Source organism: Streptomyces fragilis (genome assembly GCF_003112515.1).
In the GTDB taxonomy this organism is placed as follows: Bacteria; Actinomycetota; Actinomycetes; order Streptomycetales; family Streptomycetaceae; genus Streptomyces; species Streptomyces fragilis.
The window spans coordinates 1-24,745 of the sequence record NZ_BEVZ01000002.1 but is presented as its reverse complement, the minus strand read 5'-3'; the positions used below and the strand labels follow the sequence as shown (position 1 = coordinate 24,745).

The window sequence follows — 24,745 nt, the reverse complement described above, 5'->3', positions numbered from 1 at the left end:
CGGTGCCGGGGTGCAGGATGGATCCATGGCCGGCACCCCCCACCCCGCTCTGGCAGGCTTCTCCCCCGCGACCCGCGGCTGGTTCACGGGCGCCTTCACCGCGCCCACCTCCGCCCAGGCGGGCGCCTGGCAGGCCATCGGCGAGGGGTCGGACGTGCTGGTGGTGGCGCCCACCGGTTCCGGCAAGACCCTGGCCGCCTTCCTCGCCGCCCTCGACCAGCTGACGTCCACCCCACCGCCCGCCGAGCCGAAGAAGCGCTGCCGGGTGCTGTACGTCTCGCCGCTGAAGGCCCTCGCGGTGGACGTGGAGCGCAATCTGCGCAGCCCGCTGACCGGCATCCGGCAGGAGGCGGTGCGCCTCGGTCTGCCCGAGCCCGAGGTGCGGGTGGGCATCCGTTCCGGCGACACCCCGCCCGCCGAGCGCCGCGCGCTGGCCAACCGGCCGCCGGACATCCTGATCACCACGCCCGAGTCCCTGTTCCTGATGCTGACCTCGGCCACCCGGGAGGCGCTGACCGGCGTCGAGACGGTGATCCTCGACGAGGTGCACGCGGTGGCGGGCACCAAGCGCGGCGCCCACCTGGCGCTCTCCCTGGAGCGGCTGGACGAGCTGCTGCCGCGCCCGGCCCGCCGGATCGGCCTGTCGGCCACCGTCCGCCCGGTCGACGAGGTCGCCCGCTACCTCTCCCCGCAGCGCCGGGTGGAGATCGTCCAGCCGCCGTCCGGCAAGGAGTTCGACCTGTCGGTGGTCGTCCCCGTGGAGGACATGGGCGAGCTGGGCGGCTCGCCCGCCTCGGACGCCGGCAAGGACGGCGAACGGCCGTCGATCTGGCCCTCCGTGGAGGAGCGCATCGCCGACCTGGTCCAGTCGCACCGCTCGACCATCGTCTTCGTCAACTCCCGCCGTCTGGCGGAGCGGCTGTGCAACCGGCTCAACGAGATCGCCTACGAGCGCGCCACCGGCGAGCCGCTGCCGGAACAGCACGCCCCCGCCGAGCTGATGGGCGGTTCGGGCGCCGCGCAGGGCGCGCCCACGGTGATCGCGCGGGCGCACCACGGCTCGGTCTCCAAGGAGCAGCGCGCCCAGGTGGAGGAGGACCTGAAGGCGGGGCGGCTGCCGGCGGTGGTCGCCACCTCCAGTCTGGAGCTGGGCATCGACATGGGCGCCGTCGACCTGGTCGTCCAGGTCGAGTCGCCCCCGTCGGTCGCCTCCGGCCTGCAGCGCGTGGGCCGCGCGGGCCACCAGGTGGGCGCCGTCTCCACCGGCGTGGTGTTCCCCAAGTACCGGGGCGACCTGGTGCAGGCCGCCGTGGTGACGGAGCGCATGCGGACCGGGTCCATCGAGTCGCTGCGCGTGCCGGCCAATCCGCTCGACGTACTGGCCCAGCAGATCGTGGCGATGACCTCGGTGGACGGCTGGCAGGTGGACGACCTGCTGGCCGTGGTCCGCCGGGCCGCGCCGTTCGCCTCCCTGCCCGAGTCCGCGTTCACCGGCGTCCTCGACATGCTGGCCGGCCGCTACCCCTCGGACGCCTTCGCCGAGCTGCGGCCCCGCCTGGTCTGGGACCGGGTGACCGGCACGGTCACCGGCCGCCCCGGCGCCCAGCGGCTCGCCGTCACCTCGGGCGGCACCATCCCCGACCGCGGCCTGTTCGGCGTGTTCCTCGCGGGCTCCGACCCGAAGAAGGGCGGCGGCCGGGTCGGTGAGCTCGACGAGGAGATGGTCTACGAGTCGCGGGTGGGCGACGTGTTCACGCTGGGCACCAGTTCCTGGCGGATCGAGGACATCACCCGGGACCGGGTGCTGGTCTCCCCCGCGCCCGGCGTGCCCGGCCGGCTGCCCTTCTGGAAGGGCGACCAGCTCGGCCGCCCGCTCGAACTCGGGCGCGCGGTCGGCGCGTTCCTGCGCGAGGTCGGCGCGCTGTCCGAGGAGGACGCCCGGCTGCGGCTGCTGGCGGCCGGCCTGGACGCGTGGGCGGCGGACAACGTCATCGCGTACCTCACCGAGCAGCGCCAGGCCTGCGGCCACGTGCCCGACGACCGCACCATCGTGGTGGAGCGCTTCCGCGACGAGCTCGGCGACTGGCGGGTCGTCGTCCACTCCCCCTTCGGTGCGCAGGTCCACGCCCCTTGGGCGCTTGCCCTGTCCGCGCGGCTGTCGGAGCGGTACGGGATGGACGCCCAGGTGATGCACGCCGACGACGGCATCGTGCTGCGCCTGCCGGACGCCGACCTGATGGGCCTGGACCTGCTGGACCAGGAGCCCTCCCGGGCGGGCACGGAGTACGACGGCGAGAAGGCCCCGGTGGGCGCGGCCGACGTCGTCTTCGACAAGGGAGACGTCCCGCAGCTGGTCACCGACCAGGTGGGCGGCTCCGCCCTGTTCGCCTCCCGGTTCCGCGAGTGCGCGGCCCGCGCCCTGCTGCTGCCCCGCCGCAACCCCGGCAAGCGGACCCCGTTGTGGCAGCAGCGTCAGCGGGCGTCCCAGCTGCTGTCGGTGGCCGGCGAGTTCGGCTCCTTCCCGATCGTCCTGGAGACGATCCGCGAGTGTCTGCAGGACGTGTTCGACGTGCCCGGCCTGACCGAGCTGATGGGCGACATCGAGTCCCGCAAGGTCCGCCTGGTGGAGGTGACCACCCCCGAGCCCTCGCCGTTCGCCCGCTCCCTGCTGTTCGGCTACGTCGCCCAGTTCCTCTACGAGGGCGACTCGCCGCTCGCCGAGCGGCGGGCCGCCGCGCTCTCCCTGGACTCGCGGCTGCTGGCCGAGCTCCTCGGCCAGGCCGAGCTGCGCGAGCTGCTCGACGCCGAGGTGCTCGCCGAGCTGGAGCGGGAGCTGCAGTGGCTCACCGAGGACCGGCGGGTGAAGGACAGCGAGGGCGTCGCCGACCTGCTGCGGCTGCTCGGCCCGCTCACCGGCGCGGAGCTGGCCGAGCGGGGAGCCGAGCCGGGCTGGGCCGAGGAGCTGGCCTCGGCCCGCCGCGCGATCCGGGTGAGGATCGCCGGCGCCGACCACTGGGCCGCCGTGGAGGACGCGGGCCGGCTGCGCGACGCCCTGGGCACCGCCCTGCCGGTCGGCGTCCCCGAGGCGTTCACCGAGCCGGTCAAGGACCCGCTCGGCGATCTGCTGGCCCGCTACGCCCGCACCCACGGCCCGTTCACCTCGGCCTCGGCCGCCGCCCGGTTCGGGCTGGGCGTCGCGGTCACCGAGGGCGCCCTGCGCCGCCTCGCGGCGAGCGGCAGGGTCGTCGAGGGCGAGTTCCATCCGGCGGGCATCGGCCAGGAGTGGTGCGACGCCACGGTGCTGCGGCGGCTGCGGCGCCGTTCGCTCGCCGCGCTGCGCGAGGAGCTCGAGCCGGCCCCGCCCGCCGCCCTCGCCCAGTTCCTGCCCCAGTGGCAGCACATCGGCAGGGGCCACACGCTGCGCGGGGTCGACGGGCTGGTCCGGGCGGTCGAACAGCTCCAGGGCGCCTCCGTGCCCGCTTCCGCGCTGGAGAAGCTGGTCCTGCCCTCCCGCGTCAGCGGGTACACCCCGGCGCTGCTCGACGAGCTGACCTCGGCCGGTGAGCTGGTCTGGGCGGGCGCCGGCTCGCTGCCCGGCAAGGACGGCTGGGTCTCCCTCTACCTCGCCGACACGGCTCCCCTGTTGCTCCCGCCCGCCCATCCGCTGGAGCTGACCGCCCTTCACGAGTCGGTGCTGACCGCCCTGTCCGGCGGGTACGGCCTGTTCTTCCGGCAGATCGGCGACCAGGTCCGCGCCACCACCCACCCCGACGTCACGGACCCTCAGCTCGCGGACGCCCTGTGGGACCTCGCCTGGTCGGGCCGGCTCACCAACGACACCCTCGCCCCCATGCGGGCGCTGCTGGGCTCGGGGCGGACGGCGGGGTCGACCGCGCACCGGGCCAGGCGGTCGGTGCCCCGGGGGCGGTACGGCTCGCTCGCCGCGTCGGCCCACCGTCCCGCCTCCCGCACGGGTCCGCCCACGGTGGCGGGCCGCTGGTCGCTGCTGCCCGAGCGGGAGGGCGACGCCACCGTCCGCTCCACCGCCCTGGCCCGCACGCTGCTGGACCGGCACGGCGTGGTGACGCGGGGCGCGGTCGGCGCGGAGGGCGTCGAGGGCGGCTTCTCGGCCGTCTACCGGGTGCTGGCGGCCCTGGAGGAGGTCGGCCAGGCCCGCCGCGGCTACGTGGTCGAAGGGCTCGGCGCCGCCCAGTTCGCCATGGAGGGCGCCGTCGACCGGCTGCGCGCCACGGCCAATGCCCGCGAGCGGGGCGAGGCGTCCCCGCCCGCCGACCCGTGGGGCGGCACGGCCCCCGGGGCCACCGACGGCGACGGGGGCTCCGACGACGGGTTCCCGCAGCCGTGGGGTCCCGCGCCGATCGCCGGCCCGTCCGGTGGCCCCGGCACGTTCGCCGGACGTCCGGGCGGCCGTCGTGACGCGGGCGCCTCCCGCGCCGTGGTGCTGGCCGCCGCCGACCCCGCCAACGCCTACGGCGCCGCCCTCGGCTGGCCCGAGCCGCCGGGCGGCGCGGGGCACAAGCCGGGCCGCAAGGCCGGCTCCCTGGTGGTCCTGGTCGACGGCGAGCTGGTCCTCTACATGGAGCGCGGCGGCAAGAGCCTGCTCGCCTGGCCCGCCGAGCCGGACCTCCCCGCCGACCGTGACGCACGGCTGCGGGAGGCCGCCGAGGCGCTCGCCGGGGCCGCCCGGGCGGGGTCCCTGGGCACGGTCACGGTGGAGCGCGTCAACGGTGAGCCCGCGTTGAGCGCGCCGCCCGGTGCGGTCCTGGAGGGCGCCGGCTTCGTCGCCACCCCGCGGGGGCTGCGGATGCGGGCCTGACCTCACCGCGACGGTGCGTGCGACTCCCGCCGGGTCGGGCCTGCGTGTGCGGGCCCGTCCCACGGCGACGCGGACACGCCCTGAGCAGCCACGGCGGTACCTGCTAACCCCACCCACCACTGCTGCGCACGCGGACCCGACCCGCGGCGGCGAACGCGGCCCGGGCAACCGCAGCAGTGCGTCCGAACCCACCCGCCGCCGCCGCGCACGCGGACCCGGCCCATCAAGGCGGCCGCGGCCCGGGCAACCGCAGCAGTGCGTCCGAACCCACCCGCCACCGCCGCGCACGCGGACCCGGCCCATCAAGGCGGCCGCGGCCCGGGCAACCGCAGCAGTGCGTCCGAACCGACCCGCCGCCGCCGCGCACGCGGACCCGACCCGTCAGGGCGGCCGCACGCGCGCACGGCTCACCGCGGACGCCCGTGACGATGCGCCCCCGGCCGGCCCCCTTGAGCGGCCTCCGCTGGGGCACCCTTGAGGCATGCCCGAAGGCGACACCGTATGGCTCACCGCGAAGCACCTGCACGACGCCCTCGCGGGCCGCGTGCTGCTCCGCAGCGACCTGCGGGTGCCCCGTTTCGCCACCTCGGACCTGACGGGGCGGACCGTGCTGGAGGTCGTCGCCCGAGGAAAGCACCTGATGACCCGGCTGGAGGGCGATCTCACGCTCCACTCGCACCTGCGGATGGACGGCTCCTGGAAGGTCCTGCCCGGAGCGGGCCCCCGGCTGCGGCTGCCCGGGCCGCACCACCAGATCCGTGCGGTGCTGGGCACGGCGGAGAACACCGCCGTCGGCTACCGGCTGCCGGTGCTGGAGCTCCTGCGCACCGCCGAGGAGGACAAGGCCGTGGGCCATCTGGGGCCCGACCTGCTGGGCCCGGACTGGGACCCCGACGTCGCCCTGGCCAACCTGGCGCGTGAGCCGGACCGCCCGCTGGGCGAGGCCCTGCTGGACCAGCGCAACCTCGCCGGCATCGGCAACGTGTACAAGTGCGAGCTGTGCTTCCTGCTCGGGGTGACACCGTGGCTGCCGTACGGGATGCTGCCTGCCGACCGGGCGGCGGCCCTGCCGGAGATGGCGCGACGGCTGCTGGTGGCCAACCGGAACCGCCACCAGAGGCGCACGACGCCGCCGTCGCGCCCGGCCGTGCCCGCGGGGCGCCAGGCGGGGCAGAACCTCTACGTCTACGGCCGGGCCTCGCGCCCGTGTCTGCGCTGCGGCACGCCGATCCGGCTCGCGGACCAGGACGACCGTCCCAGCTACTGGTGCCCCCACTGCCAGTCGGGCCCGACGCCTTAGCACCCCGAGCCCCACCCCGAGCCGGCACCCCACCGTACGGACCGTGCCCGCACCGCACGCCGACGCGGGACCACCCGCACCGCACGGAACCTCACGCCTGCCGAGCCCTTGGCGTCGGCCCCCTGCACCGCACCCCCGGCTCCGGGGCCCGGGCGTCATCCTCCCGCGTCCCCCGCCCGCCGCCCGCGCCACGCCCGCAGCCACCGCCCCGTGGCGACGACGCCCGTGGCCCGCTCCTTGGCGACACAGTGCACCGGCAGCAGACTCACGGTCCACCCGCCCAGCACCACTCCCGCCTCCACCGCGCCGGACGCCCGCGGGGCGAGGGCCAGCCGCAGGGCGGCCCACCACCACAGGAGCCCCAGCGTCACCCTCACCGCCACGCCCATGCGGCACCTCCCGCTCCGCCCGGACGGCGGCTCACGCCCCGACACGGCGAGCCCGCTGCCCGCGGCCGCCCGGACCGGAGGCCTACCCGTTCTCCGCCTGGAACATCCAGTGGTGCTTCTCGAGGTCCGCGGTGATGCCGATCAGCAGGTCCTGCGTGATCGGGTCGGGCTGCTCCGTCTCCTGGACCCGTGCGCGCATGCGCCCGATGACGGCGCCCAGCGCGTCCACCAGGGCGCGCACCGCGTCGCCGTCCTTGATCCAGCCGTCCGCGACCGTCGAGATGCCCGACCCGGACGCGACCGTGGCCGCACGGCCGTCCGGGGAGACGCCGAGGGCCGAGGCCCGCTCGGCGACCGAGTCGGAGTGAGCGCGGGCGCTGGTCACCACGTCGTCGAGCTGCAGGTGCAGCGAGCGGAAGCGGGGGCCCACGACATTCCAGTGGACCTGCTTGGCGACCAGCGACAGGTCCACCAGGTCGACCAGCGCGCCCTGCAGCGCGCCCCCGACCACCTTGAGGTCCTCATCCGGCAAAGGGCTCTTCACGACGTACATGCGCAGCTCCTCGTCAGCCGACGTGTCACTTCACGATGACCCCGCCCAGGCGGCACGGCAAACGGGGCGTACACGCACAAGGTGCGTGTACGCCCCGTCCGGTGACTCGGGCCAGGCTCAGGCTGCGACCACGTCGACGGCCTCCGCGGGGGCCTTGATGGTGACCCGGTCCGGGGAGACGCCCGTCACCGAGACGGAACCCAGCATCGGGCGTACCGGGGCCGGTACGGCGGAGGAGTCGGTTGCGGCCGCGGACTGGGCCAGTTCGGCGAGAGCGAGCTCGTCGCTCACCTCCCGCATCAGTTCGGACATGCGCACGTCCAGCGCATCGCAGATCGCGCTGAGCAGCTCGGAGGACGCCTCCTTCTGCCCGCGTTCCACCTCGGACAGGTAACCGAGTGAGACCCGGGCGGAGGACGAGACCTCGCGCAGGGTACGGCCCTGGCGCTGCCGCTGCCGACGCAGCACGTCACCCAGCAGGCGACGGAGCAGAATCATCGGTGGCTCCCTCCTCGGACCGCGTAGCCGCATCCTTCTCGCCCCACCGTACCGCCTCGCGCCGCGGCCGTGCGGGGAGCGATGTCGTGTTCACTCAGGGCTGCAAACATCAGATCCCCCCGTTCCGTTCCGTATCCTGCGTCCGCTCGTTTCCTTGCCGTTGACCCGTCTGCTCGGTTCCCTTGGCGTCGAGGAGCGCTTCCACGAGCAGCGCGAGAACGCTCCGAACACTCTCCATACGAATTTCCGCCCGTGTGCCGTTCAACCGCAGAGCGCGCACTTTCCCGCCCTCGGACGCATCCTCCCCGTCGGTCGCACCGCCCACGACAGCGACGTAGACGGTGCCGACGGGCTGCCCGTCCTGGGGCTCGGGCCCGGCCACTCCGGTCGTGGCGATGCCCCAGTCGGCGCGCAGCGCCTCCCGCACGCCCCGCGCCATCTGCTCCGCGACCTGCGCGTCCACCGCCCCGCGCTCGGCGAGCAGCTGCTCGTCGACGCCGAGGATCCGGTGCTTGATCTCGGTGGCGTAGGCCGTCACCGAGCCGAGGAACGCCTTCGAGGCCCCCGGGACCTCCGTCAGCTCGGCCGCGACCAGCCCTCCGGTGAGGGACTCGGCGACAGCGACGGTCTCCCCGTGGTAGGTGAGCATCAGGACGGCCTCGGCAGCCGCGGACGTCATGCCTTGCTCCCCCTCAACGCGGCCCGGCGCTCGGCCATTCCCTGCCGGCGCAGCACGATCGCCTGACGGACGTAGTCCAGACCGGTGACGACGGTCAGCGCGACCGCCACCGCCATCACCCACCAGCGCAGGGTGGCCAGCCACCCGGTCAGCGCCAGGATGTACATGCCCACCGCGATGCCCTGGGCGAGCGTCTTGAGCTTGCCGCCCCGGCTGGCGGGGATCACCCCGTACCGGATGACCAGGAAGCGGATCACCGTGACGCCGAGCTCCCGGCCCAGGATCACCGCCGTGACCCACCAGGGCAGCTCGTCCAGCCAGGACAGGCAGACCAGCGCCGCGCCCATGATCGCCTTGTCGGCGATCGGGTCGGCGATCTTGCCGAAGTCCGTGACCAGGTTGTAGGTGCGGGCCAGGTGGCCGTCGAACAGGTCGGTGAACATGGCCACCGCGAAGGCCGCCCAGGCGAAGGAGCGCCAGGCGGGGTCGTACCCGCCCTGGGCCAGCATCAGCATCACGAACCCGGGCACCAGCACCAGCCGGAACATGGTGAGCAGGTTGGCCACGTTCCACAGGCTGGCCTGGTTGACGGCGGCCGCCGCGATCTTGCCGCCCTTGGCCGCCGGCCGGGCGCCCAGAGGCTCGACGGGCTCGTCCATCAGGACCTCCGTCTCGGGCGAGGCGCCCGCCGCGGACGCCGGTACGCCGCTCATCCGGTCGCCTCCGCGCGCTCCGCCCGGCCGCCCGGGAAGGCGCCGGCGGCCGGCAGCGCGCCGCCCACCGGCTCGGCGACCAGGTCGACGCCCTCGGTGGCGATCACCTTCGCCTCGACGAACTCTCCGACCCGCAGGCCCTGGGCCTCGGTGAGCCGGACCTGGCCGTCGGTCTCCGGCGCCTGATGCGCCGCACGCCCGTACACACCGTCCTCCTCGTCGACGGACTCCACCAGCACCCGGACCGTCTCACCCACGCGTTCCTCGGCGCGCTGCGAGACCAGTTCCTCGGCGAGCCGGGAGACCCGGGCGAGCCGCTCGGCGACGACGTCCTCGTCGAGCTTGCCGTCGTACCCGGCGGCCTCGGTGCCCTCCTCGTCCGAGTACCCGAAAACGCCGATGGCGTCGAGACGGGCGTGGTTGAGGAAACGCTCCAGCTCGGCGAGGTCCGCCTCGCTCTCACCGGGGAAGCCGACGATGAAGTTGGACCGCACGCCGGCCTCGGGGGCCTTGGAGCGGATGGTGTCCAGCAGCTCCAGGAAGCGGTCGGTGTCGCCGAAGCGGCGCATCGCGCGCAGCACGGCGGGCGCGGAATGCTGGAAGGAGAGGTCGAAGTACGGCACGACGCCCGGCGTGGAGGTCAGCACGTCGATCAGGCCGGGGCGCATCTCGGCGGGCTGCAGGTAGCTGACGCGCACCCGCTCGATGCCGTCGACCTCGGCGAGCTCCGGCAGCAGGGTCTCCAGCAGGCGGATGTCGCCCAGGTCCTTGCCGTAGGAGGTGTTGTTCTCGGAGACCAGCATGATCTCCTTGACGCCCTGCTCGGCCAGCCAGCGCGTCTCGTTCAGGACGTCGCCGGGGCGGCGGGAGATGAAGGAGCCACGGAAGGACGGGATGGCGCAGAAGGAGCAGCGCCGGTCGCAGCCGGAGGCCAGCTTCACCGACGCCACCGGGGCGCCGTCCAGCCGGCGGCGCAGCGGGGCGCGGGGACCGGAGGCCGGGGCCACGCCCTCGGGGAGGTCGGCCGGGGCCGGCTCGGCGTCGGCGGCCGCGCCGTGCCCGGGCAGGGCGACGTCGGTGGCCGCCTGGCGCTCGGCGGGGCTGATCGGCAGCAGCTTGCGCCGGTCGCGCGGCGTGTGGGCGGCGTGGACACCGCCGGAGAGGATGGTCTGCAGCCGGTCGGAGATGTCGGCGTAGTCGTCGAAGCCGAGCACGCCGTCGGCCTCGGGGAGCGCCTCGGCGAGCTCCTTGCCGTACCGCTCGGCCATGCAGCCCACGGCCACGACCGCCTGGGTCCGGCCGTGGCCCTTGAGATCGTTGGCCTCGAGGAGGGCGTCGACGGAGTCCTTCTTGGCGGCCTCCACGAAGCCGCAGGTGTTGACGACGGCGACGTCCGCGTCCTCGGCGTTCTCCACGAGGGCCCAGCCGTCCGCCTCCAAGCGGCCTGCGAGCTCCTCCGAGTCCACCTCGTTACGGGCGCAGCCAAGGGTGACGAGTGCGACGGTACGGCGTTCAGGCATGGGCTCTAGACTACTTCGTTCCGTCGGCGTCCCACGCCGACGGGGTTGGCCCGGCCGGACCAACCCCGTCTGCGCACTCCCCTCGGTCCTCCGCACGGCGGCTATCCGGCGGCGGGGTCTCCCTTGGTGTAGGACAGGCGTTCCACCTGGCCGTTTCGGAAGTCGTCCTCGATCTTCTCGCCGTTGACGTGGAGCTCGAGGGCACCGGCGTTGCCGAGGACCAGGTCGACGCGGGTGTCGTCCTGGAAGGTGCGCGAGGCGCCCTGCTCCAGGACGCCGTCCCACAGGACGCGCCCGTTGTGGTCCTTGGCGGAGATCCAGCTGCGCCCGTCGGGGGCGCTCACCCTCACCACGACCTTGTCGCGCGGCGCGGCGGCGATGGCGGACTCGGTGGGCTCGGGCGCGGCGGGCTCACGGGTGGGCTTATCGGTCACCGAAACGCTGGGCTCGGGGCCCTCGGCGACCTGGGCGCGGTCGGCGCCGTCGTCGTCCCCGCCGAAGGCGGTGAAGCCGACGAAGCCGATCACGGCGACGATGGCGGCGACCATGGCCGCCGTCCAGTTCGGGCCGCGCCGCTCGGGGCGGATGCGTTCCGCCTCGAAGATCGGCGCCGCCGGGGTGGGCGCGGGGCGGCCGCCGTGCTTCCTGCCGTAGGCGGCGACCAGCGGCTCCGGATCCAGTCCGACCGCGCGGGCCAGGGTGCGGAGGTGACCGCGGGCGTAGACGTCGCCGCCGCAGGGGCCGAAGTCGTCCTCCTCGATGGCCCGCACGATGGCGACGCGCACCCGGGTGGCGTTGCTGACGTCTTCGACCGACAGTCCGGCCGCCGTGCGCGCCCGCTGGAGGGCGTCGCCGATCGACGGCAGGTCGTGGCGGTCCTTGTCGGTGTCGTCCTCGAACGGACGCTCGTCTTCAGGGGGGTTGCCGAGGGACACGGGGGCGCCTTTCGAGCGTGTAGCCACCTGTGCTGGAGGTTCAGTCTAGGGGGGGTGCGAAAGGGTGGGGCAAGCGGGCGACGACGGTTTGTAGGCCGCCGGTGGGCTCCCGCCTGTGACCGGTTTGACGTGCGTGAGCGGGGAACGGTTGCGCTGCCTCCCGTTACAGGAGGGTCACGGCCGAACGGTGTGCCGGGCGGGGCATCCGCCTAGATGATCCCCCATTCCCCGTCCCCTTCCACGTCCGGCTCTCGCCAAACCACCCGAAGGTCGCTCGCCCGCCCCACGCTTCCGCCGCGGCGCCGCGGCGTAAGCGTGGGGCGCACCGCTACTCCCCGGTGCTCTCGCCGCGGATCCGGGCGAGCGCCTCGTCGAGTTCGTCCGCCTTGACCAGCACGTCGCGGGCCTTGGACCCCTCGCTGGGGCCGACGATCTGACGGGACTCCATCAGGTCCATCAGACGGCCCGCCTTGGCGAAGCCGACGCGCAGCTTGCGCTGCAGCATCGAGGTGGAGCCGAACTGGGTGGTGACGACCAGTTCGGCGGCCTGGCAGAGGAGGTCGAGGTCGTCGCCGATCTCCTCGTCGATCTCCTTCTTCTGCTTGGTGCCCACCACCACGTCGTCCCGGAAGACCGGGGTCATCTGCTCCTTGCAGTGCTCGACGACGGAGCGGATCTCGTCCTCGGCGACGAACGCGCCCTGCATGCGGATCGGCTTGTTGGCGCCCATCGGCAGGAACAGGCCGTCGCCCTTGCCGATGAGCTTCTCGGCGCCGGGCTGGTCGAGGATGACCCGGCTGTCGGCCAGCGAGGAGGTCGCGAACGCGAGCCGGGAGGGCACGTTCGCCTTGATCAGACCGGTGACGACGTCCACCGAGGGCCGCTGGGTGGCGAGCACCAGGTGGATGCCGGCGGCGCGGGCCAGCTGGGTGATGCGGACGATGGCGTCCTCGACGTCGCGCGGGGCGACCATCATGAGGTCGGCGAGCTCGTCCACGATCACCAGCAGGTACGGGTAGGGCTGCAGTTCGCGCTCGCTGCCGGGCGGCGTCTTCAGCTTGCCGGTGCGGACGGCCTCGTTGAAGTCGTCGATGTGCCGGTAGCCGAAGGCCGCGAGGTCGTCGTAGCGCAGGTCCATCTCGCGCACCACCCACTGCAGGGCCTCGGCGGCCCGCTTGGGGTTGGTGATGATCGGGGTGATCAGGTGCGGGATGCCCTCGTAGGCGGTGAGCTCGACCCGCTTGGGGTCGACCAGCACCATCCGGACGTCCTCCGGCGTGGCCCGCATCATGATCGAGGTGATCAGGCAGTTGATACAGGACGACTTGCCGGAGCCGGTCGCGCCGGCCACCAGGATGTGCGGCATGTGCGCCAGGTTGGCCATCACGTAGCCGCCCTCGACGTCCTTGCCCAGCGCCACCAGCATCGGGTGGTCGTCCTCGGCGGCGTCCGCCAGCCGCAGCACGTCGCCGACGTTGACCATCTCGCGGTCGGTGTTGGGGATCTCGATGCCGACCGCGGACTTGCCGGGGATCGGGCTGATGATCCGCACGTCGGGACTGGCGACGGAGTACGCGATGTTCTTGGTGAGCGCCGTGATCCGCTCGACCTTGACGGCGGGCCCGAGTTCGACCTCGTACCGGGTGACCGTCGGCCCCCGGGTGAAGCCGGTGACGGCCGCGTCGACCTTGAACTCCTTGAAGACGTTGCCCAGCGCGGCGGCGACGGCGTCGTTGGCGGCGGTGCGGGACTTGCCGGGACCGCCCCGGTGCAGCAGGTCCAGCGAGGGCAGCGCGTAGGTGATGTCGCCGGCCAGCTGCAGCTGCTCGGCGCGCGGCGGCAGGTCGTGCTCGCGGACCGGCGGCGCCTTGGTCAGGTCCGGGACGGTACCGGCGGCGGCCGGAAGCCGCTCGGGCGCCGGCACCGGCAGGTTCTCCGGCTCGGGCCGCGCGGTCGGCACGGACGGCTCGGACCGCTCGGTGTCCTCCCCGCGCCCGCCCCGCTCGGTGACGCCCTGGGTGAGCCCGGCGACCAGCGGCGACGGCGGCAGCCCGTTCATGATCGCCCCGTCCAGCGCGGCGGCTGCCTCGGCGGCGACGTCGACGGCGTCCATCGGCCGGTTCGGGTCGGGGCGGCGGGCGCCACGGCGGGAGCGGCCCCGGCCGCGGGCCGGCGTGTCGAGGCCGGCCGCCTCGGCCGCGTCCTCGTCCGCCGGGGGCAGCTGACGCCGGCTCCGGGAGCGGGGCAGCGCCTCGCGCCACTGCTCCTCGTACCGCTCGTCGTCCTCCCCCAGCACGTCGTCCTCGGCGAAGCCGGGCGCCGCCGCGGGCGCCTGCACCACGCCCAGCCTGACGCCCAGGGCGCGCAGCCGCTGCGGGATGGCGTTGACCGGGGTCGCGGTGACCACCAGCAGACCGAAGACCGTGAGCAGCAGCAGGAGCGCGACGGCGAGCGCCGCGCCGGTCGCGTAGACCAGCGGCGTCGCGGCGGCCCAGCCGATCAGCCCGCCGGCGTCCCTTATCGCCTGCATGCCGCCGCTGCGCGCGGGCGACCCGCAGGCCAGGTGGACCTGGCCGAGCACGCCGATCGCCAGGGCGGACAGTCCGATCACGATCCGCCCGTTGGCCTCCGGCTGCTCCGGGTGACGCACGAACCGGGCGGCGACCACGGCGAGCAGGATCGGCACCAGCAGGTCCAGGCGGCCGAACGCGCCGGTGACCAGGATCTCCACCAGCTCCCCGACGGGCCCCTGGAGGTCGGCCCAGGTGCCGGCCGCCACGATCAGGGACAGCGCGATCAGCAGCAGGGCGACGCCGTCCTTGCGGTGGGCCGGGTCGAGGTTCTTCGCCCCCGTCCCTATGCCCCGCAGCACGGCGCCGACGGCGTGGGCGACGCCCAGCCACAGGGCGCGCACGAGCCGGTAGACGCCGTTGGTGGGGCTCGGGGCGGGCTTGGGCGCGGCCTTGGCGGCCGCCCTCTTCGCCGGCGCCTTCCTCGCGGGGGCCTTCTTCGCGGCGACCTTCCCGGCCACCGGCTTGCCCGCCTTGGCGGACCTGGCGGGCCTCGGCGCCCTCGCGGCCGAGGACGCCTTCGCGGGAGCGGGCGGCTTCTTGGCGGCGGAAGGTCGTGAGGCCATGAGGGTGAGGTTACCGGGGGAGACGCCCGGGGACACGCCTGCACGGGCCTTCACCCGTTCGTGTCGTCCTCGAGGTCGACACGCCGCCGGCCGGCGGTGTGCGGGGCATCGGTGACGCCCCCTCAGCGACCGTGGCGGCCGAAGTTCTTCAGCTCTGCTGCGGGAGCCTCGGCGCCGCCGTGCCCGTACCCGGCTCCAGCGCGTCCAGGGCACGGCGCAGGCCGTTCAGCTTGCGCTCCAGATGCGCCGCCGTGGCGACCGCCGCGGCGTCGGCCGCCTCGTCGGTCAACTGCTTGGACAGCGCCTCCGCCTGCTCCTCGACCGCCGCCAGCCGCGCCGACAGCTCGGCCAGCAGACCGGAGCCCGCCACGCCGTCCTTGACGGCCTCGCCCTCGGGCCGCTCGCCGCCGCCCTCCAACTGCAGCCGCAGCAGCGCCGCCTGCTCCTTGAGCTGGCAGTTCTTCATGTACAGGTCGACGAAGACGGAGACCTTCGCGCGCAGCACCCACGGGTCGAACGGCTTGGAGATGTAGTCCACCGCTCCCGCCGCGTACCCGCGGAAGGTGTGGTGCGGCCCGTGGTTGATGGCCGTCAGGAAAATGATCGGGATGTCCCGCGTCCGCTCCCGCCGCTTGATGTGCGCCGCGGTCTCGAAACCGTCCATCCCCGGCATCTGGACGTCGAGCAGGATGACCGCGAAGTCGTCCGTCAGCAGCGCCTTGAGCGCTTCCTCCCCGGACGATGCCCGGACCAGCGTCTGATCGAGCGCGGAGAGGATGGCCTCCAGCGCCAGCAGATTCTCCGGCCGGTCATCGACCAGGAGGATCTTGGCCTTCTGCACCATGGCCCGTCCTCCTCGCCCCGGCTTGGGGCCGCCCCTGTTCGCAGGACTCGCGGCGACGTCCTGGGACGCCGCCCGCGAGGACGACTCCCTTGCGCCGTCCGTCCTTGTGCCGGTCATCGTAGCCGCACCCCGGGTGCCACCACACCCTGTCACCGCGATGTCACTGTGCATGCAGCGGAAACGCGGTCCAGGACCGAATGGTTCCCGGTCGTACGGTTCGCCCACCGGGCAGCACGCGGCCTCCGCCACCCTCCGTGGCCCGCTTACCCGCGCCGGCCGGTTTCTCACCTCCCGGCGCGGATCACTTCCGCCCCATCCAGCTCTCCATCACCTCGAGCAGGTGATCGGGGTCCACGGGCTTGGTGACGTAGTCGGACGCACCCGACTCGATCGCCTTGTCCCGGTCGCCCTTCATCGCCTTCGCGGTCAGCGCGATGATCGGCAGCCCGGCGAACTGCGGCATCCGCCGGATCGCCGTGGTCGTCGCGTAACCGTCCATCTCCGGCATCATGATGTCCATCAGGACGATCGTGACGTCCTCGTGCTGCTCCAGCACCTCGATGCCCTCGCGGCCGTTCTCCGCGTACAGCACCGCCACCCCGTGCTGCTCCAGCACGCTGGTGAGGGCGAAGACGTTGCGGATGTCGTCGTCGACGATCAGCACCTTCTCACCGTGGAACCGCACGCCCGGCCGGGCGCCCGCCGACGGCGCCGCGGACCGCTCCGCCCCGCCCTCGTCGAACGCCGCCCTCGGCTCCTCCGCCGGCCGCGCCGGCGGCTGCTCCTCCCGGCGCCGGCGCCGGAAGAGGGCCGCCGGACCGCTCTGCGTCTCCCGGTAGGAGTTCACCTCCGCCGGCGTCTCCCCCGCGGGCAGCTCCGCCCGCGCCGGGGAGCCCTCCAGCGCCTCACCCTCCCCGGGCCCCTGCTGCGGGACCTCGTTCGGGTGCAGCGGCAGGTAGAGCGTGAACGTCGACCCCCGCCCCGGCTCGGACTGCGCGTGGATCTCGCCGCCGAGCAGCCGGGCGATCTCCCGCGAGATCGACAGGCCCAGGCCCGTGCCGCCGTACTTGCGGCTGGTGGTGCCGTCGGCCTGCTTGAACGCCTCGAAGATCACCCGCATCTTGCTCGCCGCGATGCCGATGCCGGTGTCGGTCACCGAGAACGCGATCATCTCCGCGTTCGGCTCGCTCAGCGAGCCCGACTCCAGCAACTGCTCCCGGATCGCCGACGGGACGTCCGCCCCGGCATGCCGGATCACCAGCTCCACCGCGCCGCTGTCGGTGAACTTCACCGCGTTCGACAGCAGGTTGCGCAGCACCTGCAGCAGCCGCTGCTCGTCGGTGTGCAGCGTCGCCGGCAGCTCCGGTGACACCCGCACCGAGAAGTCCAGTCCCTTCTCCGCGGTCAGCGGCCGGAACGTCGCCTCGACGTAGTCCACCAGCTGCACCAGCGCGATCCGCGTCGGCGAGACGTCCATCTTGCCCGCCTCGACCTTCGACAGGTCCAGGATGTCGTTGATCAGCTGCAGCAGGTCCGAGCCCGCCCCGTGGATCGTCTCGGCGAACTCCACCTGCTTCGGCGAGAGGTTGCCGTCCGCGTTGTCCGCGAGCAGCTTCGCCAGGATCAGCAGCGAGTTCAGCGGGGTCCGCAGCTCGTGCGACATGTTGGCGAGGAACTCGCTCTTGTACCGCATGGAAACGGCGAGTTGCTCGGCGCGCTCCTCCAGCACCTGCCGCGCGTCCTCAATCTCGGTGTTCTTCACCTCGATGTCGCGGTTCTGCCGCGCCAACAGCTCGGCCTTCTCCTCCAGTTCGGCGTTGGACGCCTGCAGCGCCAGCTGCCGCTGCTCCAACTCCGCCGAACGGTCCCGCAGCTGCTCGGTCAGCTTCTGCGACTGCTTCAGCAGCACCTCGGTCTTGCTGTTCACCGAGATGGTGTTGACGCTGGTCGCGATCATCTCCGCGATCTGGTTGAGGAAGTCCTTCTGGATCTGCGTGAACGGCGTGAACGACGCCAGCTCGATCACGCCGAGCACCGTGCCCTCGAAGAGCAGCGGCAGCACGATCACCTGAGCCGGCGGCGCCTCCCCGAGACCGGAGGCGATCTTCAGGTAGCCGCTGGGCGCGTTCTCCACCAGGATCGCCCGCCGCTCCTGCGCGGCCGTGCCCACCAGACCCTCACCGGGCCGGAACGACGTCGGCATCGACCCCATCGAGTAGCCGTAGCTGCCGAACATCCGCAGCTCGAACGCGTCCCCGTCGAGGGCGCCGACCTCCTGGGTGTCCCCCGGCGGAATGGCCAGGAAGAACGCCCCGTGCTGCGCGGACACCACCGGCGTCAGCTCGCTCATCACCAGCGACGCCACGTCGTCCAGGTCCCGGCGGCCCTGCATCAGCGCCGAGATCCGGGCCAGGTTGCCCTTCAGCCAGTCCTGCTCCTTGTTCGCGATGGTGGTGTCGCGCAGGTTGGCGATCATCTTGTTGATGTTGTCCTGCAGCTCCTGGATCTCGCCCGAGGAGTCGACGTCGATCTTCAGGTTGAGGTCGCCGCGCGTCACCGCGGTGGCGACCCGGGCGATCGCCCGCACCTGCCGGGTCAGGTTCCCGGCCATCTCGTTCACCGACTCGGTCAGGTCACGCCAGGTGCCGTCCACGTCCCGCACCCGCGCCTGACCGCCGAGGCGGCCCTCGGTGCCCACCTCACGGGCCACCCGGGTGACCTCCTCGGCGAACGACGACAGCTGGTCGACCATCGTGTTGATGGTCGTCTTCAGCTCGAGGATCTCGCCGCGGGCGTCGATGTCGATCTTCTTGGTCAGGTCGCCCTTGGCGATCGCCGTCGTGACCATGGCGATGTTGCGCACCTGACCCGTCAGGTTCGACGCCATCTGGTTCACCGACTCGGTGAGGTCCTTCCACGTGCCGGCCACACCCGGCACGTGTGCCTGACCGCCCAGGATGCCGTCCGTGCCCACCTCACGGGCCACCTTGGTGACCTGCTCGGCGAACGACGACAGCGTCTTCACCATGATGTTGATGGTGTCGCCGAGCTGCGCGACCTCGCCGCGCGCCTCGATGGTCACCTGCCGCGTCAGGTCGCCGTTGGCGACCGCCGAGGCGACCTGCGAGATGTTGCGCACCTGGGTGGTGAGGTTCTTCGCCATCAGGTTGACGTTGTCGCTCAGGTCCTTCCAGATGCCGGTGACAGCCGGCACGTGCGCCTGACCGCCCAGGATGCCCTCGGTGCCCACCTCACGGGCCACCCGCGTCACCTGCTCCGCGAACGACGACAGCTGGTCCACCATCGTGTTGACGGTGGTCACCAGCTCCAGGATCTCGCCCTTGGCGTCGACGGTGATCTTCTTCGACAGGTCGCCCTTGGCGACCGCCGTGGTGACCTCGGCGATGTTCCGCACCTGGATGGTGAGGTTGTTCGCCATGAAGTTCACCGACTGGGTCAGGTCCTTCCAGGTGCCGGAGACCCCCTGCACCTCGGCCTGACCGCCCAGGATGCCCTCCGTGCCCACCTCACGGGCCACCCTCGTCACCTGCTCCGCGAAGTTCGAGAGCTGGTCCACCATCGTGTTGAGGGTGTTCTTCAGCTCCAGGATCTCGCCGCGCGCGTCCACGTCGATCTTCTGCGACAGGTCACCGCGCGCCACCGCCGTCGCCACCTGCGCGATGTTGCGCACCTGCGCCGTCAGGTTCCCGGCCATGCCGTTCACCGAGTCCGTCAGGTCACGCCACACGCCGGCCACGCCCGGCACCTGCGCCTGACCGCCAAGGCGCCCCTCGGTGCCCACCTCGCGGGCCACCCGGGTCACCTGGTCGGCGAAGGCGGACAGCTGGTCGACCATCGTGTTGATGGTGTTCTTCAGCTCGAGGATCTCGCCGCGCGCGTCCACGTCGATCTTCTGCGACAGGTCACCGCGCGCCACCGCCGTCGTCACCTGCGCGATGTTGCGCACCTGCGAGGTGAGGTTGCCGGCCATGCTGTTGACGGAGTCGGTGAGCTCCTTCCAGGTGCCCGACACCCCGTCCACCCGGGCCTGACCGCCCAGGCGGCCCTCCGTGCCCACGTCCCGCGCCATCCGCGTCACCTGGTCGGCGAAGCTGGAGAGCTGGTCCACCATCCGGTTCACGGTGTTCTTCAGCTGGAGCATCTCGCCCGAGACGTCCACCGTGACCTTCTGCGACAGGTCGCCGTTGGCCACGGCCGTCGTCACCTGCGCGATGTTCCTCACCTGACCGGTGAGATTCCGGAACGCCGTGTTGACCGAGTCCGTCAGGTCCTTCCAGGTACCGGCCGCGCCGGGCACCTGCGCCTGGCCGCCCAGCTCGCCCTCGACGCCGACCTCACGCGCCACCCGCGTCACCTCGGCGCCGAACGCCGAGAGCTGGTCCACCATCCCGTTGACGGTGTTCTTCAGCTCCAGCATCTCGCCGGCCACGTCCACCGTGACCTTCTGCGACAGGTCGCCGTTCGCCACCGCCGTCGTCACCGCTGCGATGTCGCGCACCTGCGTCGTCAGGTTCCGGAAGACCGTGTTCACCGAGTCGGTGAGGTCCTTCCAGGTGCCCGCGGCGCCCGGCACGTTCGCCTGGCCGCCCAGCCGGCCCTCGGCGCCGACCTCGTTGGCCACCCGGGTGACCTCGTCCGCGAAGATCCGCAGCGTCTCGGTCATCTGGTTGATCGTGTCGGCCAGCTGCGCCACCTCGCCGCGCGCGCTCACCGTCACCTTCCGCGACAGGTCGCCGTTGGCGACCGCCGTGGTCACCTCGGCGATGCCGCGCACCTGCGCGGTGAGGTTGCCCGCCATCAGGTTGACGGAGTCGGTGAGGTCCTTCCACACGCCGGCCACACCCGGGACCTGCGCCTGACCGCCCAGCTCACCCTCGGTGCCCACCTCACGGGCCACCCGCGTCACCTCGGCCGCGAACGCGGAGAGCTGGTCCACCATCGTGTTGACGGTGTTCTTGAGCTCGAGCATCTCGCCCTCGACGTGCACGGTGACCTTGCGGGAGAGGTCACCGTTGGCGACGGCGGTCGTCACGAGTGCGATGTCCCTCACCTGAAGGGTGAGCCGGTGCGCCATCGTGTTGACGGACTCGGTCAGGTCCTTCCACGAACCCGACATGCCGCGCACTTGGGCCTGGCCGCCCAGCTTGCCCTCGGTGCCCACCTCGCTGGCCACCCGCGTCACCTCGTCGGTGAACCGCGACAACTGGTCGACCAGGTTGTTCACCGTGCGGGCGACCTTCAGGAACTCGCCGCGCAGCGGATGCCCGCTGCCGTCGGCCCCGCGGGTCCGCAGCTCCATCCGGGGCGACAGGTCACCCTCCGCCACCGCGGAGAGCACCCGGCCCACCTCGGAAACCGGGCGCACCAGGTCGTCGACCAGCGCGTTCGACGCGTCGATCGCGGAGGCCCACGAGCCCTCGCAGGCTCCCGTCTCCAGCCGCTCGGTGAGTTTTCCCTCACGCCCGACCATCCGCCGCACCCGGGCCAGCTCGCCCGTCAGGTGCAGGTTGCGGTCCGCGACCTGGTTGAACACGGCGGCGATCTCCGACATGACGTCGTCGCCGGACACCGTCAGCCGCTTGCGGAAGTTCCCGTCCCGCATCGCCACCAGGCCGGACAGCAGCCTGTTGAGCGCGGCCGTGTCCACCTGGGTGGTGCCTCCGCCCTTCGCACGCGTCCTCGTGCCCCGCGTCGCCGCGCCAGCCTCCACTGTGTCCCTCCCGCAGGGATCGACCAACCACTGCCGCTCACGTGCCCGCAACCTGGGCCACGCTCACTTCGCCCTCCCGTCACAACCACGCGCCGGGGGTGTATGCATCAAGCCTGCCCAGTGTTTCACTTCGGCCGAACCAGGCCATAACAGTTCGGCAAGCCCGCACACCGTCCGCACACACTGCGGACGTGATCGGCGTCAACCGGCATCCGCGCGGACCTCTCAGGTAAGTAACCTTGCAGGAGGCTGTCCCGGCCGAACGGTCCCGTCCGGCACTGGGCGGTGGTAAGACGAAGTGTGGGCATCGGAGGGGCGGCCTCGGAGAACATGACGACCGGACTGATCTCGGGGGACCCGACCCCGGAGCACACCGGACCGACGGACGCGTTCCCCGCTCAGCAGCGGCAGGCGCAGGACGCACCGCCGGGCACCCCCGCCCACGAGCGCACGAGGAGTTCTGTGATCACCGCGCGGGCGTCCGCCAGCTTCGAGCCAGTGGGGCGCTCCGTCGCCCTGGCCCGCTCCTTCGTCCGCGACACCCTCCAGGGCTGGGGCTTCGCCGACATCATCGACGACGCCGTCGTCCTCACCAGCGAGCTGGTCACCAACGCCGTCGTCCACGCCGGCACCGCAGCCGACGTCGCCTGCCTGCGCACCGACGACGGCGTCCGTGTCGAGGTCGCCGACCACTACCCCGAGCGGGAGGTCCCGCTCCAGTCCGCCGCGCTCCCGGTGAGCAGCCCGGACCAGGAGGGCGGCCGCGGCCTGCAGCTCTGCGCCGCCCTCGCCGCCCGCTGGGGCGTCGACTACACAACCACCCGCAAGCAGGTCTGGTTCCAGCTCGACCTCCCCGACCGCGCCGTCGGCACCCGCTCCGCGGGCCCCGCGCTCCCCGTCGACCTGCTGCCCGCCGCCGACGGACGGGTCAGGGTGGCCGTCGTCCAGATCGACCACGAGGGCGCCGTCAGCTCGTGGAACGAGGACGCCGAGGAGCTCTTCGGCTACCCGGCCTCCGCGGTCACCGGCAAGCCGCTGACCGACCTGGCCGCCTGGCCGCACACCCCCGGCACCAGCACCGGCATCGTCGAGGCCCTCCAGCTCTCCCGCTGGGAAGGCAGCTACGGCATCCGCGACGCGGTGGGCCGCGTCGTCCCGGTGTACGCCTCGCACCTGCGCGTCCGGGACCCCGAGGGCGCCCCCTCCACCGTCTGCCTCCTCGTCCGCAACGAGGAGCGCGCGGTCCTCCAGAGCCCCTCCCGCGGCGCCGCGGGCGACACCGCCCACCACGACGGCCGGGACGCCGATCCCTTCGAGGTCTTCATCGGCTCCCCCGCCCCCGACGACCTGGACGGCCTCCTGCAGCGCACCGTCGAGCGGGCCCGCGACATGCTCGACGCCGACGCCGCCTTCCTGCTGCTGGCCACCGACGACGAGACCGAGCTGGAGGTGCGCGCGTCGACCGGCCTGCCGTCGGCCCGCCAGCGCTTCGCCCGCGTCCCCGTCGAGGCGGGCCCCGGCCGCTACGGTTCGGCCCGCATGCCCGCCGTCCACGACGACCTCACCGCCACCCCGGGCTCCATCCCGCTGCTCGACGGCACCGGCATGCGCTCCGTGGTGACGGTTCCACTGAAGGTCGAGGGCCGCCTGACCGGCTCCCTCGGCGTCGCCGCGGAGTCCTCCGGCCGCTACTCGAACGAGGAGGCCCTGCGCCTCCAGTTCGCCGCCGACCGCATCGCCCTGGCCGTCGAGTCGGCGCGCCTGGGCGAGCTGGAGCGGCTCCGCCGCGGCTCGCTCAGCTTCCTCGTCGAGGCCTCCGACCTGCTGGCCGGCACCCTCGACCGCGACCAGACGCTCGCCCTGATGGCCCAGATGACCGTGCCGACGCTGGCCACCTGGTGCGCCGTCTACACGATCAACGACCCGTCCTCCGACCCCTACCTGTCGTACGTCCTGCACGAGGACGAGGACCGGATCGACGGCCTGAAGGCCCTGCTCTCCAAGATCTCTCCCCCGGACCCGGTGCCGACCCCCGGCGCCCGCGTCTGGACCGCCCCGTTCGAGGCCGCCCACGAGGCCGCCCTGCGCACCTCCATGCGCAGCCTCGGCCTGGGCGGGCCCACCACGGTCTCCGCCGGCATCGGCCCCACCCTCGCCACCGCCTCCGCGGTGGGCGGCGAGACGGTCGTCCTGCCGCTGGTCGCCCGCAACCGGGTCATCGGCATGCTCACCCTGGGCAAGCCCACCGACGAGCACTTCCGCCAGGAGTCCCTGGAGCTGGCCGAGGACCTCAGCCGCCGGGCCGCCCTGGCCTTGGACAACGCGCGCCTGTACTCGGAGCGCACGGCCATCAGCCAGTCCCTTCAGCGCAGCCTCCTCCCGCCGGAGCTCCCCCGGATCGACGGCGTCGAGGTGGAGGTCATCTATCAGGCGGCCGGCGAGGGCAACGAGGTCGGCGGCGACTTCTACGACCTCTTCCCCATCCGGGACGGCGCCTACGGCTTCGCCATCGGCGACGTCTGCGGCACCGGGCCCAACGCGGCGGCCGTCACCGGCCTCGCCCGGCACGCGCTGCGCCTGCTGGCCCGTGAGGGCCTCAGCGGCCCCGCCGTGCTGCAGCGGCTGAACTCCGCGATCCTCGACGAGGGCGAACGCAGCCGCTTCCTCACGCTGCTCTACGGCGAGCTGTGGCCGCAGGAGGACGGCAGCGCCCTGCTGAAGGTGGTCTGTGCCGGCCACCCGCTCCCGCTGCGTCTGCGCCAGGACGGCACGGTGGAGCCCGCGGCGGAGCCGCAGCCTCTGCTCGGCGTCATGGACGACCTGGAGCTCTACGAGGAGACCCGGGTCCTCGACCCGGGCGACGTCCTGCTGTGCGTCACGGACGGCGTCACCGAGCGCCGTGAGGGGATGCGCATGCTGGGCGACGACGGTCTGGCGGACGTCCTGACGACCTGTACCGGGCTCACCGCCGGTGCGGTCGCCGCCCGGGTCCTGCGGGCCGTGGAGCGCTTCGCCTCCGAGCCGCCGTCGGACGACATGGCCATCCTGGCGATGCGGGTACCGGGACTGCAGGCCGACTGACCCGGGGGCCGGTCGGCGCGAGCCGGCTCGCCCCTCCCGGAAACGCAAAAGAGGCCCCGCCCGAATGGGCGGGGCCTCTTCTTGGCTGAGCCCCCAAACGGAATCGAACCGTTGACCTTCTCCTTACCATGGAGACGCTCTACCGACTGAGCTATAGGGGCCTTGTCGTTTTGAGGTTTCCCTCGCGGCGACACATGAATACTAACCCACGACCTGCGGGGACTCCAACTCCGGACGGAGCGCCGGCCCGGCGACGTGGACTTCCGCCCACAATTGCCCGGAATTGTGCGACCGCGGTCGCGGCTGCGGGCGGCCTGGCCGTTCTCCCCGCCCGGAAATGCGGAAAGCCCCCGCACCAAGGTGCGGGGGCTTTCCCAATGATTGTTCGGCGGCGTCCTACTCTCCCACAGGGTCCCCCCTGCAGTACCATCGGCGCTGTGAGGCTTAGCTTCCGGGTTCGGAATGTAACCGGGCGTTTCCCTCACGCTATGACCACCGAAACACTATGAAACAACAACCGGCAAAAGGG

General features: G+C 72.8%; 13 protein-coding genes, 1 tRNA gene and 1 rRNA gene. 3 read left to right on the top strand and 12 right to left on the bottom strand.

Annotated elements, in window-relative coordinates; translation table 11 throughout:
- The first annotated feature begins 25 nt into the window (after positions 1 to 25).
- Together Sfr03f_RS02175 and Sfr03f_RS02170 are read left to right on the top strand one after the other, a co-directional pair.
- Positions 26 to 4,837 (top strand): ATP-dependent helicase, encoded by a 4,812-nt coding sequence (locus tag Sfr03f_RS02175; protein WP_108951980.1) that lies wholly within the window; start codon positions 26 to 28, stop codon positions 4,835 to 4,837.
- A 481-nt stretch (positions 4,838 to 5,318) separates the two neighbouring features.
- On the top strand, positions 5,319 to 6,137 hold the full coding sequence (locus Sfr03f_RS02170) for an Fpg/Nei family DNA glycosylase (RefSeq protein WP_108951979.1): 819 nt from the start codon (positions 5,319 to 5,321) through the stop codon (positions 6,135 to 6,137).
- A 155-nt stretch (positions 6,138 to 6,292) separates the two neighbouring features.
- Here Sfr03f_RS02170 and Sfr03f_RS02165 read toward each other — a convergent pair whose 3' ends face one another.
- From Sfr03f_RS02165 to Sfr03f_RS02120, 10 genes are all read right to left on the bottom strand, one after another.
- A complete protein-coding gene (locus tag Sfr03f_RS02165; RefSeq protein WP_108951978.1) occupies positions 6,293 to 6,526 on the bottom strand; it encodes a hypothetical protein in 234 nt (77 codons plus the stop codon).
- Positions 6,527 to 6,608: 82 nt separating this feature from the next.
- Positions 6,609 to 7,079: a Dps family protein gene (locus tag Sfr03f_RS02160; RefSeq protein ID WP_108951977.1), complete on the bottom strand. Its 471-nt coding sequence runs from the start codon at positions 7,077 to 7,079 to the stop codon at positions 6,609 to 6,611.
- Between the two features lie 117 nt (positions 7,080 to 7,196).
- A complete protein-coding gene (locus tag Sfr03f_RS02155) occupies positions 7,197 to 7,577 on the bottom strand; it encodes a helix-turn-helix domain-containing protein (RefSeq protein ID WP_108951976.1) in 381 nt (126 codons plus the stop codon).
- Positions 7,578 to 7,686: 109 nt separating this feature from the next.
- On the bottom strand, positions 7,687 to 8,256 hold the full coding sequence (locus tag Sfr03f_RS02150; protein ID WP_108951975.1) for a CinA family protein: 570 nt from the start codon (positions 8,254 to 8,256) through the stop codon (positions 7,687 to 7,689).
- Positions 8,253 to 8,969 carry a CDP-diacylglycerol--glycerol-3-phosphate 3-phosphatidyltransferase gene (pgsA, locus tag Sfr03f_RS02145; RefSeq protein ID WP_108951974.1) on the bottom strand — a complete coding sequence of 239 codons (717 nt, stop codon included), beginning with the start codon at positions 8,967 to 8,969 and terminating at the stop codon, positions 8,253 to 8,255. The genes Sfr03f_RS02150 and pgsA overlap by 4 nt, the downstream gene beginning before the upstream one ends.
- Complete coding sequence (gene rimO, locus Sfr03f_RS02140) at positions 8,966 to 10,489, bottom strand: 30S ribosomal protein S12 methylthiotransferase RimO (protein ID WP_108951973.1); 1,524 nt, start codon at positions 10,487 to 10,489, stop codon at positions 8,966 to 8,968. The genes pgsA and rimO overlap by 4 nt, the downstream gene beginning before the upstream one ends.
- A gap of 101 nt (positions 10,490 to 10,590) precedes the next feature.
- Entirely contained in the window at positions 10,591 to 11,424 is an 834-nt protein-coding gene (locus tag Sfr03f_RS02135) for a helix-turn-helix domain-containing protein (protein ID WP_108951972.1), read from the bottom strand.
- A gap of 328 nt (positions 11,425 to 11,752) precedes the next feature.
- Positions 11,753 to 14,560, bottom strand: coding sequence for a DNA translocase FtsK (locus Sfr03f_RS02130; protein ID WP_245967360.1), 2,808 nt, complete (start codon positions 14,558 to 14,560; stop codon positions 11,753 to 11,755).
- A 148-nt stretch (positions 14,561 to 14,708) separates the two neighbouring features.
- Complete coding sequence (locus Sfr03f_RS02125; protein WP_108951970.1) at positions 14,709 to 15,404, bottom strand: response regulator; 696 nt, start codon at positions 15,402 to 15,404, stop codon at positions 14,709 to 14,711.
- A 301-nt stretch (positions 15,405 to 15,705) separates the two neighbouring features.
- Complete coding sequence (locus Sfr03f_RS02120) at positions 15,706 to 21,135, bottom strand: HAMP domain-containing protein (protein ID WP_108951969.1); 5,430 nt, start codon at positions 21,133 to 21,135, stop codon at positions 15,706 to 15,708.
- Between the two features lie 330 nt (positions 21,136 to 21,465).
- On the opposite strand from Sfr03f_RS02120, the gene Sfr03f_RS02115 reads away from it, so the two are divergent.
- On the top strand, positions 21,466 to 24,216 hold the full coding sequence (locus tag Sfr03f_RS02115) for a SpoIIE family protein phosphatase (protein ID WP_108953382.1): 2,751 nt from the start codon (positions 21,466 to 21,468) through the stop codon (positions 24,214 to 24,216).
- Positions 24,217 to 24,304: 88 nt separating this feature from the next.
- Here the strand turns inward: Sfr03f_RS02115 and Sfr03f_RS02110 are convergent.
- Both Sfr03f_RS02110 and rrf read right to left on the bottom strand, forming a co-directional pair.
- Positions 24,305 to 24,377 (bottom strand) — tRNA-Thr (locus Sfr03f_RS02110).
- A gap of 222 nt (positions 24,378 to 24,599) precedes the next feature.
- A 5S ribosomal RNA gene (rrf, locus tag Sfr03f_RS02105) occupies positions 24,600 to 24,716 on the bottom strand.
- Positions 24,717 to 24,745: the final 29 nt, after the last annotated feature.

Excerpts from the sequence above, each read along its gene's own strand:
- Sfr03f_RS02150 (WP_108951975.1), bottom strand. The coding sequence starts at position 8,256 with ATGACGTCCGCGGCTGCCGAGGCCGTCCTGATGCTCACCTACCACGGG.
- Sfr03f_RS02160 (WP_108951977.1), bottom strand. The coding sequence starts at position 7,079 with ATGTACGTCGTGAAGAGCCCTTTGCCGGATGAGGACCTCAAGGTGGTC.
- Sfr03f_RS02170 (WP_108951979.1), top strand. The coding sequence starts at position 5,319 with ATGCCCGAAGGCGACACCGTATGGCTCACCGCGAAGCACCTGCACGAC.
- Sfr03f_RS02165 (WP_108951978.1), bottom strand. The coding sequence starts at position 6,526 with ATGGGCGTGGCGGTGAGGGTGACGCTGGGGCTCCTGTGGTGGTGGGCC.
- Sfr03f_RS02125 (WP_108951970.1), bottom strand. The coding sequence starts at position 15,404 with ATGGTGCAGAAGGCCAAGATCCTCCTGGTCGATGACCGGCCGGAGAAT.
- Sfr03f_RS02130 (WP_245967360.1), bottom strand. The coding sequence starts at position 14,560 with ATGGCCTCACGACCTTCCGCCGCCAAGAAGCCGCCCGCTCCCGCGAAG.
- Sfr03f_RS02115 (WP_108953382.1), top strand. The coding sequence starts at position 21,466 with ATGACGACCGGACTGATCTCGGGGGACCCGACCCCGGAGCACACCGGA.
- rimO (WP_108951973.1), bottom strand. The coding sequence starts at position 10,489 with ATGCCTGAACGCCGTACCGTCGCACTCGTCACCCTTGGCTGCGCCCGT.
- pgsA (WP_108951974.1), bottom strand. The coding sequence starts at position 8,969 with ATGAGCGGCGTACCGGCGTCCGCGGCGGGCGCCTCGCCCGAGACGGAG.
- Sfr03f_RS02155 (WP_108951976.1), bottom strand. The coding sequence starts at position 7,577 with ATGATTCTGCTCCGTCGCCTGCTGGGTGACGTGCTGCGTCGGCAGCGG.
- Sfr03f_RS02175 (WP_108951980.1), top strand. The coding sequence starts at position 26 with ATGGCCGGCACCCCCCACCCCGCTCTGGCAGGCTTCTCCCCCGCGACC.